This window comes from Donghicola mangrovi, from assembly GCF_013377535.1.
Lineage (GTDB): Bacteria > Pseudomonadota > Alphaproteobacteria > Rhodobacterales > Rhodobacteraceae > Donghicola > Donghicola mangrovi.
Map to the genome: position 1 here is coordinate 100,662 of NZ_JABCJE010000006.1, position 12,365 is coordinate 113,026.

At 61.7% G+C, this 12,365-nt stretch carries 8 protein-coding genes; 3 read left to right on the top strand and 5 right to left on the bottom strand.

Going from position 1 to position 12,365, the window contains the following annotated elements; all coding sequences use genetic code 11:
* The first annotated feature begins 26 nt into the window (after positions 1–26).
* The 3 genes from HJ536_RS13540 to HJ536_RS13550 are packed head-to-tail and all read left to right on the top strand — an operon-like array spanning position 27 to position 3,061.
* Positions 27–1,031, top strand: coding sequence for a Gfo/Idh/MocA family protein (locus tag HJ536_RS13540; protein WP_177158124.1), 1,005 nt, complete (start codon positions 27–29; stop codon positions 1,029–1,031).
* The gene (locus HJ536_RS13545; RefSeq protein ID WP_177158125.1) at positions 1,028–1,987 is read left to right on the top strand and encodes a sugar phosphate isomerase/epimerase family protein; all 960 of its coding nucleotides are present in this window, start codon (positions 1,028–1,030) and stop codon (positions 1,985–1,987) included. Before HJ536_RS13540 ends, HJ536_RS13545 begins: the two co-directional genes overlap by 4 nt.
* Before the next feature lie 39 nt (positions 1,988–2,026).
* Positions 2,027–3,061, top strand: coding sequence for a Gfo/Idh/MocA family protein (locus tag HJ536_RS13550; protein WP_177158126.1), 1,035 nt, complete (start codon positions 2,027–2,029; stop codon positions 3,059–3,061).
* A gap of 44 nt (positions 3,062–3,105) precedes the next feature.
* Here HJ536_RS13550 and HJ536_RS13555 read toward each other — a convergent pair whose 3' ends face one another.
* From HJ536_RS13555 to HJ536_RS13575, 5 genes are all read right to left on the bottom strand, one after another.
* Positions 3,106–7,203: a Pls/PosA family non-ribosomal peptide synthetase gene (locus HJ536_RS13555; protein ID WP_177158127.1), complete on the bottom strand. Its 4,098-nt coding sequence runs from the start codon at positions 7,201–7,203 to the stop codon at positions 3,106–3,108.
* Positions 7,204–7,241: 38 nt separating this feature from the next.
* A complete protein-coding gene (ectB, locus tag HJ536_RS13560) occupies positions 7,242–8,519 on the bottom strand; it encodes a diaminobutyrate--2-oxoglutarate transaminase (RefSeq protein ID WP_177158128.1) in 1,278 nt (425 codons plus the stop codon).
* A gap of 625 nt (positions 8,520–9,144) precedes the next feature.
* Positions 9,145–9,567, bottom strand: a complete 423-nt coding sequence (locus HJ536_RS13565) for a 4'-phosphopantetheinyl transferase family protein (RefSeq protein WP_228028721.1) — start codon at positions 9,565–9,567, stop codon at positions 9,145–9,147.
* 458 nt (positions 9,568–10,025) lie between these two features.
* A complete protein-coding gene (locus tag HJ536_RS13570; protein WP_177158130.1) occupies positions 10,026–11,051 on the bottom strand; it encodes a GlxA family transcriptional regulator in 1,026 nt (341 codons plus the stop codon).
* A 366-nt stretch (positions 11,052–11,417) separates the two neighbouring features.
* Entirely contained in the window at positions 11,418–12,365 is a 948-nt protein-coding gene (locus HJ536_RS13575) for a LysR substrate-binding domain-containing protein (protein ID WP_177158131.1), read from the bottom strand.

Consider the following 12,365-nt stretch of genomic DNA (forward strand, 5'->3'; position numbering starts at 1 on the left):
CCCCACCCTTTCTGCGGAGAACTGGAATGACCGTCCGGATTGCAGTGATCGGAGCAGGCCTGATGGGCGCCGATCACGCCAAAATTGTTGCCCAAGAAATGCCCGGCGCGACCTTGCAAGTGGTCTGCGACATGGATCAGAACCGCGCCCGCCGCGTGGCCGACGCCCATGGCGCCGCCGATGTCGCCACCGACCCTGCCGCCACTGTGGCCCGCGCCGATGTGGACGCGGTGATTGTGGCCAGCCCCGATTTCACCCACGCCCCCCTGTCGATCGCCTGCATCACCGCGGGCAAGCGGGTGCTGTGCGAAAAGCCTCTGTCCCAATCCTCGGCCGAGTGCATTCAGGTGATGAAGGCCGAGATGGCCGCAGGCCAGCGCCACGTCCAACTGGGGTTCATGCGCCGCTATGACAGCGCCTATGGGCAGATGAAGCGCGCCTTGGCCGATGGCACCCTTGGTCGTCCGCTGATGATGCACAACTTCCACCGAAACGTGGAAACCCCCGCCGCCGATTTCACCGGCGCGATGGCGATCACCAACTCCGCCCCCCATGAATTTGACGTGGTCCGCCATGTGCTTCGGACCGAATACACCGCGATTTCCGCCTTTCAGCCGCGCCGGTCCGATGCCCTTGTGGCCCCGGTCATGATGGTGCTCGAAACCGCAGACGGGCAGCTGGTGAACATCGAGGTGAACAACAACGCCGCCTATGGCTATGACGTGCGGGCCGAACTGGTGGGCGAAGCTGCGAGCATCGCCATGAACCACGTCGCCTACACTCGGCTGGATCGCAACATGGCCAGCGCCGTCGGCTACGAGGCCGATTGGCGCGGCCGTTACTACGATGCCTACCGTCAGCAAAACCGCGCCTTCTTGCGCTGGGTTCAGACGGGGGACTTCCCTGCGGATGGGTCCTCATGTTGGGACGGATACGCCGCCGCTGTCGTGGCCGAGGCGGGCGTGCGCGCCCTGAAGAGCGGCCAGAAAACCTCTGTCACCATGATCGACAAACCGGAGTTCTACGCATGAAACTGGGCTTTGTATCCGACAGCCTTGGCGCGATGCCGCTGACTGAAATGCTGGACCATGCACTGCGCCTTGGCGTTTCGGGGGTCGAGGTGAACACCGGCGGCTGGTCCACCGCCCCCCATCTGGATGTGGACGCGCTGCTGGCCAGCGCCGACCAACGCCGCGCGTTCCAGCAGGAATTCGACGCGCGGGGCCTGCAGATCATCAGCCTGAACGCCAACGGCAACCCCTTGCACCCCACCGATCCCACCCAAGCGGACTGCCTGCGCAAGACCATCCGACTGGCGGGCGAGTTGGGGCTGGACACCGTTTGCACCATGTCCGGTCTGCCCGAAGGCCAAGCCGGTGACCAGATGCCGAACTGGGTCGTGGCCTCTTGGCCCCCTGAAACCCAGACCATCCTGCGCTACCAGTGGGAGGAGCGGCTCTACCCCTTCTGGACTGAGATGAAGGCCCTGTCCCAATCCGCTGGCGTCACCAAAATCGCGCTGGAACTGCACGGGAACCAATGCGTCTACAACGCCCCGTCCCTGCTGAAACTGCGGGCCGAGATTGGCGATCTGATCGGCGCGAACCTTGATCCGTCGCACCTGCACTGGATGGGGGCCGATCCTTTGGTCGTGGCAGAGGAATTGGGCGCTGCCATTTACCACGTTCACGCCAAGGACACCCTGCTGAACACCCGCGTTCAGGCCATGACCGGCCTTCTGGAAAACGGCGGGCTGATGGATATTCCTGCGCGCAGCTGGTCCTACATCACCCTTGGTTTCGGCCACGGAGAGGAATGGTGGCGCCAGTTCTGCTATCGTCTGAAAATGGGCGGTTATGATGGCTGGCTCTCGATCGAGCACGAGGATGTGCTGCTTGGCAGCCTTGAGGGGCTCGAGAAATCTGTGGCCCTCTTGCAGGCCGTGATGCCTCGCGCGCCATCGGATTACAAACCGCAGGCAATTTGATCGGGCCGCATTAGGCCCTGATTTCAAGGAGGAATTTTGATGACCTTACGGATTGGATGCGTAGGCTACGGCACGGGGGGGCGGCATTTCCACACGCCCTTTATCGCGGCGGCCAAAGGGTGCGAACTGGCGGGCATCGTTGCCCGCGCCCCCGCCACCATTGAAGCCGTGCGCGAGGATTGGCCTGACACGCCCATCTTTCCCAGCCTGACCGCGATGATCGAGGCTGGCGTGTGCGACGCCGTCACCATCACCACCCCGCCGCAAACCCGCCGCGAGTTGGTGCTGGAGGCGATTGCGGCTGGCGTGCATGTGATTGCGGACAAACCCTTTGCCCCCTCGGCTGCAGAGGCCCGCGCTTTAGGCGAGGCCGCGGATCAGGCGGGAGTTACATTGGCCGTTTACCAGAACCGCCGGTTCGATGCGGACATGCAGACGCTTGCGAAACTGATCCGCGAAGATGCCCTTGGTCAGATCTGGCGGGTCCACAGCCGGATGGATTTCGACGACCCGGCCACGCTTGAGGCCGGACCAACCGGCGGCCTTCTGCGCGATCTTGGCAGCCATCTGGTGGACCAGATGATCTGGCTCCAAGGGGCCGTTCGCACGGTCGAGGCCCACATGGACTACGTGGACCTGCCCGAAGGCAAAACCGACGCGGGTTTCACGATCACCTTGTGCCATACGAGCGGCGCGCGCTCCCACATCAGTGCCAGCAAGCTGAACCACCTGCACTGCCGCGAATTGCGGGCCTATGGGACCAAGGGCAGCTATGTCGGCCAAAGTACCGATGTGCAGGCCCAGTTGATCTTTGCAGGCAAGCGACCCCTGAACGATCTGGCAGGCTGGGGATACGAACCCCAAAGCCATTGGGGCACGCTTCATGTGGCCTCGGGCGATCACGCGGTTCCTTCTGAACAGGGCCGCTACCACGACTATTACGAAGCCTTCGCCCGCTCGATCGCCGAGGGCACCCCGCCCCCAGTAACGGCCGAACAAGGCGCCTATACTCTGGCCGTTCTGGACGCCGCCAGAGAGAGCGCGACCACCGGTAAAACCGTCGAAATGGGCTGAGACATTTGGCGTTCAGGGGAAACCCGCCCCTGAACGCCGCTACTCTAAATGGCCATCTTTTGCTGCGGGATCGGCATTTCCAGAGCACTATTCGCAGCGATCCTAGGGCGCTCGGATAGGGACGCCTTGGCCTCCTGCGCCGGATTCCCGAACCACAGGGCACCGTCCGGCGTCTGCTCTGCCTTCATCACAAAGCTGTCCGCTTCGATCTTGGCGTCCTGCCCGACCCGCGCGCCGTAATGGACAAAGCTGTTCACCCCCAGCACGGCGCGATCACCTATCTCGATGGGGCCGGACTGGAACGCCCCATCCTCGAGCGAATGTCCCTGCAGCAGGACCCCTTGGTTAAAGGTCGCCAGATCCCCCACCCTGCACATGGTCTTTTCGATGATCATCAACCCGTTATCAAAGACATAGCGCCCGAACCGCACCCCGTGCATCCGCCAGAACAGCGCTTTGAACGGGGTGCCATTCAGCATCTGCAACTCGGTCGAGGCGCTGAGTTTCCAGTACCGCTCGTGGCTCCAGAAATAGCGGTCATAGACCGAGCAATACTGGGGGGTCATGCGTTTGAACCCCAGTACAAGCTTCTCGATCAGCACACCCCAGAGGAGGGCGGCAAGGATCATCGCCATCGACATCAGGGTCAGGCCCGATGCCGACCAAAGGCCCAGTTCAACGGTCATGAAATGCGCCAGCGTGGCCATCATCGCGATCCGGCCCCAGTGATGCAGCAGAAACAGCGCCATGCTGGCCAAGTTATAGCGGTTCTTCTGCCTGATCCGGTCCGTCCTGACGGTCGGGTCGTCATATCGGGCAAAGTCCCCCTTGCGCCCGTGATCGCGGGGAATGGCAAAGGAGGGCGATCCCAAAAGCCCCGTATTCTGCTGACGGGGGCCGTTCAGGGGCACGTGGACCTTGGTCGCCAACAGCACATTATCCCCCAGCGCCATCCCTGTGGGCGCAATGATCATATTCCCCAGAAAGGACTTCGCGCCAAAGACAACCTTGCCCAACCGGAACCGGCCCGCGCTGAATTCGGCATTGGACATGGTCAGGTTGTCAGAGACCATGGTGCCTTGGCCGAACTCGCACAGATAGGGGACGTCGTGCTTTTGCATCATGCCAAAGTTTGTGCCCGTGTTGAGCATCCCGTTGAACCGGTAGCCGACGGCCCGCAGGAACGGCACGACATAGCTGCTGTCCCCGAAAAGTGCGTTCAGGAACTGAGAGTTTGACGTACGTTGCACAATCCCCAGCGCCAGATGGGCGCGGCCATAGAGGGGATAGGTCCGGTCCGGCGACAGAAACAGGTAGGCCAGTCGTGGCACGATACCCGTATTGGCCAAGAGCAGCAGCACACCCGCCAGAAACAGCGCAGCGGTGCCCATCAGAATGCCCGGCAGCGCGTGCCATGTGGATTCCGCCAGCAGGCTCGCGGGCGCTCCGGCAGAGGGAACGTGGCTCTCGGCGGCATAGAGGAAATGCATCGCGACGATTGAGGCCGGCCCGACCACCAGCGTTGCCATCCCCAGACTGAGCAGCCCGTGGATCACGCGTCGAGCGCCAGACACGGGGCCGTTTGCCAGCGTCTGGAACCGTTCCGTGCAGGGCTCTGCCGGAGAGCCGACATAGCGCATCCCCTCGGCCAATTCCTGACCGTCGTAGACCGCCGAGGCATGGCCAAGTTCCGTCCCTGCCCCGATGCGGGTGTTGATCCCCAGAACGCTGCCATCCCCGACAAAGGCACCTGCCTCGATCCGCACAAAACCGGTCCGGATGTACCCGTCCTCGGCCACGTAGCCAGAGGCAAAGACTCCGCGACCGATCACGGCGTTCTCTCCGACCTCGAACAGATCGGTGACGACAGGCGGCGCGCATTGCACCAGCGCGGACCACGCGATTTTCGCCCCGAGGAGCCGCAGGTAAAGGGTATATAGCGGCGTCCCCGGTGCCATGGCCAAGGGCGACAGGCGGGTCAGAGTCTTGACCGTCCAGAACTGGCAATAGTCCAGCGACCACAGCTTGATTTCGGTTGGCTGCCACCGGCCGATCAGGGCCCACTTGATCACCACGGGCGCCAGCGAAAAGAACGCGAATGTCCCGATCGACGCGACCGCCGCATGGGCATAGGCCGTCAGCATCGTTTCCGCGCGGAAGGTCCAGCTGATCGAATGAAGGGTCGTCCATGTCCCCGCATAGAGATAGGCAAAACTCGCCAGCACTTGATAAAGGCCCGTCCCCCAATAGGCCAAGAGGTTGGGGGCCTGGGCCTTGGTGGTCCGGCGATAGGGCGCGGCAGAGGCCCCATCGGTCCCCAGATGCCCCGCAAAGGCGCGGATGTTCGGGTTGCGATACAGATCCTTTAGCGAAAACCCTGCATACCCCAGCTTTGACCGGATTTCGGCGGCAAAGCGGGCCATGATCAGGGAATTTCCCCCCAGTCCGGCAAAGAAATCCGCTGTCACTGAAACCTTCTCCTGCCCAATGATCCCAGCCAGAATATTCGCCAGATCAGCTTCGAGGCGTGTTTCGGGGGCGGCATATTCCGCGTCCACTGCCCCGATCCGCCCGTGGGTCGGCGCGGGCAAGGCTTTGCGGTCGGCCTTGTCACTGGGCAGCATGGGGATGGCGTCCAGCGGTTCGTAAAATGCCGGCACCATAAAGGGCGGCAGGCTCTGGCGCAGGGTGGCGGCGATGTCCGCCGCGCTGGCCGTTCCAGTGAAATAGGCGACCAGTTCGGGGGCCTCGGACCCCTCGGGGGTGTGGGTGTTCACAACGGCCTGTCGGACCCCTTCGATCTGCATAATGACCGATTCAATCTCGGCCAATTCAATGCGATAGCCGCGGATTTTCACCTGCGTGTCGATGCGCCCCATATAGATGATCTGCCCGTCATCGGCGATCCGCCCCAGATCGCCGGTCCGGTAAATCCGCCCCGAGGGATTGTACTGCAGCCCGATCCGGTCGCGCACAAACGCCTTGGCGGTCAGGTCATCGCGGCCTAGATAGCCGCGCGACAGGCCGATCCCGCCGATGCAGATTTCCCCGACCGCGCCTTGGGGCAAGGGCTCACCCGTCTCGGCGTCCAGGATCACCACGCTATAGGTCGGCAGCGGACGCCCAATGGTGACAGGTTGGTCCGGTTGAGGCCAAGCGATGGTGGCGGTGACGGTGATCTCGGTCGGGCCATAGGCGTTCAGGATCGCGCGGGTCGGGCTGTGCCAGCGGGCAACGATATCGGCGGGACACGCCTCGCCCGAGACGATGACCAGCCGCAAATCGGGCAACCCCGCATCCAACGTAGCCAGAAGCGTCGGCACGCAGCACATGGCGGTGATGCGTTGCTCGGCCAAGAAGGCGTGCAAATCCTCGCCCACCAAGGAGGCCCCGGACTGGTTCGGCACCAAAGACGCACCCGCCAGCAGCGGAACCCAGATTTCCTCGACCGAGAAGTCGAAGGCCAGCGTGAGACCCTGATAGACGCGATCCTCGGGCGTGTAGCCATAGGTTTCGGCGGCCACGCGCACGAAGTTCACGATCATTGCGTGGTCGATGGGGACACCTTTGGGTCGGCCAGTGCTGCCCGAGGTATAGATCGCGTAGGCCAAATCGCTGACCTCAGGAAGCGTGGGCGGGCGATGGGCGGGCATCTGCGCGATCTCGGGTTCGTCGGTATCGAGGGCGATCACAGGCAGGTCTGCGGCGCGCGCCATACAGCGGAATGCCGACTGGGTCAGGATCGCACTGACGCCCGCATCCCCCGCGATATAGGCGATGCGATCCGCCGGAAAGACGGGGTCCAGCGGCACATAGGCCGCGTTGATCTTGAGCACCGCGAGCATGGCGATATAGCTTTCGGCGCAGCGGTCAAAGAGCAGGGCGATCACGTCGCCCGGTCCAAACCCCTGCGCCAGAAGGTAATGCGCCAGCCGGTTCGCCCGCGCATCAAGGTCGGCAAAGGTGATGTCACCCTCGGCGGTTCGCACGGCGACATTGTCGGGAGCGGCATCGACCCGCGCCTCGAACAGGTGATGCAGCCGCTCGCCGTGGTGCCAGCGTGGGGTGTCGACCCCGCCTGACTTCAGGACAAACGGAGGGGGAGCGCCCGTTTCGGGCGACAGCAAAATCTGGCCATCCATAGCTGGAAGTTCCTGTATTTTGGGGACTGGATCGCGCCTCAGGCGGCGCGAATGCTGCGCCGCTGGTCCGCCCGTTCAAAGGCGTGACGCAGGATTTCGAGCCCCTCGTCCAGCTGCGCGTCAGAAATGGTGAGCGGGGCAAAGACCTTGATAACTTCGTCCCGTGGGCCAGCCCGTTCGATGATCAGCCCGGCGTCATAGGCCAGACGGGTCACAAGCGCCGCATGATCCGGATCCGAGCACACAAGCCCCTGCATCATCCCGCGCCCCCGCAAGCCAATGATATCCATCGGGAAATCGCCCGCGATGTGGCTCAGATGATTTCGAACGCGGTGGCCAAGCGCCTTGATCCGGCCAGAGAAAGCTTCGGTTTGCCAGTAATGGTCCAGCGTGACGCGACCGGTCACAAAGGCGGTATTGTTGCCTCGGAAGGTGCCATTGTGCTGACCAGGCAGCCAGTGATCCAGCCCCTCGGCGATCATCACGACGGAGAGGGGCAGGCCGTAACCTGACAAGGATTTCGACAGGGTCACAATGTCGGGCCGAATGCCCGCAACCTCAAAGGAAAAGAAATCCCCTGTGCGTCCGCAACCCGCCTGAATGTCGTCCACGATCATGATAATCCCGTGGGTTTTGCACAGATCGGACAGGCGGCGCAGCCACGCGGGACGGGCCGCATTCAGGCCGCCCTCGCCTTGCAAACATTCCAGAATGATGGCGGCAGGCAGGTCAAACCCAGATGACGGATCAGTCAGTAGGGCTTCGAAATAGTCCAACGTATCAATGCCCGGACCCATGTAGCCATCGAACGGCAGCAACGCCGTGCCGGTAAATCCGACCCCTGCCCCTCTGCGATGATACCCGTTCCCCGTGGCCCCCAGCGCCCCGAGGCTCATGCCGTGAAAGCCGTTGGTAAAGCTGGCGATGGTTTGACGCCCGGTGATTTTGCGCGCCAGTTTCATGGCGGCTTCAACGGCATTCGTGCCGGTGGGGCCAGTGAACTGCAGGCGATACTGCATCTGGCGCGGCGTCAGGATCACGTCCCTGAACGTCCGAAGGAACTCCGCCTTGGCCTCGGTGTGCAGATCAAGGCTCATGCAAGGGGCATCGGACGCGATGTAGTCCATCAAAGCGGCCTTGAGCACCGGATTGTTGTGTCCGTAGTTCAGCGCCCCCGCGCCAGCCAGAAAATCAAGATATCGCTTGCCTTTGTCATCCCACAGTTCAGCCCCGCGCGCCCGTACAAAGGTGGCGGGAAAGCAGCGGCAATAGGATGCGACTGCAGACTCCATTTCGGAAAAGATCGAACCGTCCATTACTAGGCACCTCGTAAAACAAAATAGCAAAAACTTATAAAAAGTGAGTGGGTAATGGTCACCGCATGAGTGGCGCGGCATGGCCAATGACTACGCCATTGTTTCCATAAAATAAACTGTAGGAGGCTGTTTTTAGGTGCTGCTGCATGGATCCGGTTCGTCCGTGGCGCAGGGCATTCAAAGGCAGAGTAACGGGTGTGACGGCATCGGAAATATTGCAAACTTATGGGTGTTGTTGCATCTAAACTCAAGCCGAATGGCGAAATACAGCGAACTGCGCTGCAGCATCGACAAGGAAGTCTCGAAGCCGGTTTCTTGTCTCGGTTTCGTGGATTTCTGAGTGTAAGGCCGATGGCGTTTGCTGTCTGCCCCCAGGCAGTTTTCTACTGTCTCGAAGGCGAAAATGATGCTCGCTTGAAGTGGTTAAGTGAAAGCAGGCCAACCATTGGGGCAGAGCATGGGATCGGCGATCAATTGCCAAAGGGTATCGGTGCTGGCCGCTTCCGCTTCGGGTTTGAAAACAATCGGGCCTCCGGATTCCTGTTGAGCCTGCAGGGATTCGGTCCGTGTACAACGCGTTTGAGAGATGTCGTGAAGCAGCACTAGTTCGCGTTAAACTGGTACGTTAGCAGGACGAGTGCCACTCGACTCTGGCATATTGGGATTTGATCGCAAGGCCGCACACAAAGCCAGGAGCGATCTCGCGGACATCGAAACGCCAGCGCGGCGCAGCGTGGCATCGCCATTCATTCCCCCTGCAATCGAACGACAAACCACGCGGGTCTAGCCCAAGCCCGATGCCGACCCCCTTTAGCAGGGCTTCCTTCAACACCCAGAGCTTTTGCAGGTACTCCAACCTTTGGTGCTCCGGCAAGTTCAGGGAGACCCCTTCTTCCTCTGATGACAGAAAGAATGAGGCCGCAGGCGTCAGATGGGGCAAATCTTCGGGGCCGGACAAGTCGACTCCGATCTTTCCATCTGCGGAGCAAGCCGCCGCCACATAGCCCTGCGTATGACTGATCGACACGAAAGTCCCGTCGGTCGTCATCGGGCGCCCTCTGGGAGAGTGGCGAACTTGCGTATTTGGCCCGATCAAGGAGCGCAGTTGCTTTGTGGCCCCCAAGGACAACTGACTTTGTGTGCCCCGAAGAAGGGCCGTGAGGACATGGGAAGTCATCTCTAGGGCTTTGTTTTCGGGAGGTTGGACTAAATGCGGGTGTTGGTGAAATCGGTCACAGCATTTTCGTGCTGCGGTCGTTCGTCAAGCTCTGCGGGTTTGAGCGAGCGATTTAACCGCGTGATGGACGTTGTGAACTCGTCTGATGGAGAAGGTGAAGTTTACGTGAAAAATTCTGGCTGCTTCATGGTCCAGAGTTTGCGAAGCCGTTTACCTTAGCGAGTAAGGGAAGAAAAATTCTCTCGGTGCTGCCAGCGTCAAGGGAATTTTTGTCTATAAGTCAGGCGCCGTGATAACACGCATCAGCTGCCTCTCCTCAGGTCAGTATACTACCCCCTGCTTCGCTCGCCCCTTACGCGGCGGTTGAACTTGGTCGGGGCGACGCCGAAGCGGGCTTTGAAGCTTTTGGAAAAATGCGCGACAGAGCTGAAGCCACACGCCAGTGCGATATCCAATAGGCCCATGTTGGTGGTGGATAGCAGGTTGCGCCCTCGGTCCAATCGCAGGCCCCGGTAATAGTCGCTGGGGGTGACGCCGAGGACCGAGACGAACATCCGCTCCACGTGGCGGCGCGAAAACCCTGCGGCGCGGGACAGGTCGTCGAGCAGAAGGGGGTCTTCGATGTTTTCGCTCATTAGGTTGGCGACGCGCAGCAGGCCGGGATTGCGCGAGCGGATCAGGACCGACAGGGAACTGCGCTGCTCGGTTTCGATCCCGACCATGACTTTGCGCAGACACATGTCCGACACCATGGCAGCGAATTCGGTGCCGTGATCCTCGGCGATGAGGGAGAGCATCATGTCGGTGGCCGCTGCGCCGCCGCCGCAGGTCATCACCGGCCCCGAGATTTCGAAAAGGTTGGGTGACGGGCTAAGAAGGGGGTAATCCTCGATGAAACCGGGCTGGTTCTCCCAGTGCAGGGTGAAGCGGCGGTCGGTCAGAAGGCCCGCCTCGGCTAGGGCGACGGCTCCGGTGCAGACGCCGCCCACGGCTCCGCCGAAACGGGCGTGGCGCGACATGGTCGAGACGACTTTGGACACGGCGGCGGCCTTGGGCGGATTACCCGCGCAGACAAAGGCACGGGTCATACGGTCCATCTGCTCGATCTGGCCATCGACGCACACCGCAATCCCCGAAGAGCTGGCGACCGGCGCGCCGGTTTCGGACATCAGCTTCCATTTATACAGCGGCTGCTGCGCCAGTTGGTTCGCAATTCGCAAGGGGTCCACCGCCGAACTGAACGCCAGCAGGGTAAAACCGGGCACAAGAATAAAGGCATAGGCACGGGTCGGCTGGCCCTCGGGCAAGGGGTAAAAGGCCGCGCCGGCGGGCACGATGGGATCGGTGCCTGTCATGCCGTTGGTACTCCGTCTATGGCATTGCCCTCCTATCCAAGCGCAGGTGTCGAAAGGCGGTCAAGCTGGATTGCGACCGCTCCGATAGGCAGACCGGCATGTGGGAAATGATAGCGGTCCGCATCATCTTCTCCTGTGTTGGGCCCTGCCCCAACGGCCCCCGTTGGTGAACATGCGGTGTGGTTCGCCGGATCGGCGTGGTCTGGTGTGAAAACCGTTGTGTTTTCCCGGTTCAGTAGGGCCTGCGGGATTTTTATTGCGCGTTTTGCTCTACGGAATTGAAGCAGTATCGCCGGCGTCGCGGCCCCGCAGCAAACCAGAAATTCGTCCTGTTGGGCATTAGAAAAACTGCGGCAATAGTCGCGTTTACTGCCCTTCGCCCCCCAAAGACCCCAGCAAATGCGAGACAAATCCAGCAACAGCGGGACGGCGCATGGAGTCCTTGCGATAGTTCAGGAAATTCCCGCGCCCCACGGTGATGGTCGCCGGATGGGCATAGACCAAGGACCCATCAGCGATGTAGCGGGCGATCATATGGTGCCACCCCAGCATGATCCCCTCGCCGTCCAGTGCGGCGTCGATCAGTAGGCCGACCTTGTTGGTGTTCAGGCCCAAAGGGGCCTTGTCCCAGACGGCGCCTTGGGCGCGGAACCACTCGGCCCACCCCAAGGGCTGCCAGCCGATCGCGTCCGCGTTCCAGTGGCTGTCGTGCAGGTTCAGCAGGTCCGCACCGTTCAGGCTGCTGGCGCTGTCAAAGGGGCCGTGCTGCGCCAGATAGTCGGGACTGCAAACGGGCTGCGCGACCTCGGGGAACAGAAAGTGCAGTTCCTCTCCGACCTCGCAGCGTTCGTTGCCGCAGATGATGGCCACGTCGACTTGGGCATAGTTCCGCAGGGTGTCATCGGAATCCGAGGCCAGCACCACAAAGCCGACATCGGGATTGGCGGCGCGGAAGCTGCGGATCAAGGGGGCCAGCCAGAACCGCGCCATGCCGTCTGTGGCCGAGATGGTGACGGTCTGGGGCTCGTCCTCGGCGGTGATGGCGGCGACGCCTGCGGTGATCCGGTCCAGACCGGCGGTGACGGATTCCTGCAGCGCCTTGCCCGCGTCCGTCAATTCCAGCGCGTTGTGTTTGCGGAGGAACAGCTGGGTTTCCAGCGCCGTTTCCAGCAAGCGGATCTGCTGGCTGACCGCGCCTTGGGTGACGTTCAGCTCTTTGGCGGCCAGAGTGAAGCTCAAGTGTTTGGCCGCCACTTCGAAGGTGGCGAACGATCCCAAGGAGGGCAGATGGCGGCGTCGGATGATAGGCGGCAT

Excerpts from the sequence above, each read along its gene's own strand:
- HJ536_RS13545 (WP_177158125.1), top strand. The coding sequence starts at position 1,028 with ATGAAACTGGGCTTTGTATCCGACAGCCTTGGCGCGATGCCGCTGACT.
- HJ536_RS13570 (WP_177158130.1), bottom strand. The coding sequence starts at position 11,051 with ATGACAGGCACCGATCCCATCGTGCCCGCCGGCGCGGCCTTTTACCCC.
- HJ536_RS13565 (WP_228028721.1), bottom strand. The coding sequence starts at position 9,567 with ATGACGACCGACGGGACTTTCGTGTCGATCAGTCATACGCAGGGCTAT.
- HJ536_RS13575 (WP_177158131.1), bottom strand. The coding sequence starts at position 12,365 with ATGCCGCCTATCATCCGACGCCGCCATCTGCCCTCCTTGGGATCGTTC.
- HJ536_RS13550 (WP_177158126.1), top strand. The coding sequence starts at position 2,027 with ATGACCTTACGGATTGGATGCGTAGGCTACGGCACGGGGGGGCGGCAT.
- HJ536_RS13540 (WP_177158124.1), top strand. The coding sequence starts at position 27 with ATGACCGTCCGGATTGCAGTGATCGGAGCAGGCCTGATGGGCGCCGAT.
- ectB (WP_177158128.1), bottom strand. The coding sequence starts at position 8,519 with ATGGACGGTTCGATCTTTTCCGAAATGGAGTCTGCAGTCGCATCCTAT.
- HJ536_RS13555 (WP_177158127.1), bottom strand. The coding sequence starts at position 7,203 with ATGGATGGCCAGATTTTGCTGTCGCCCGAAACGGGCGCTCCCCCTCCG.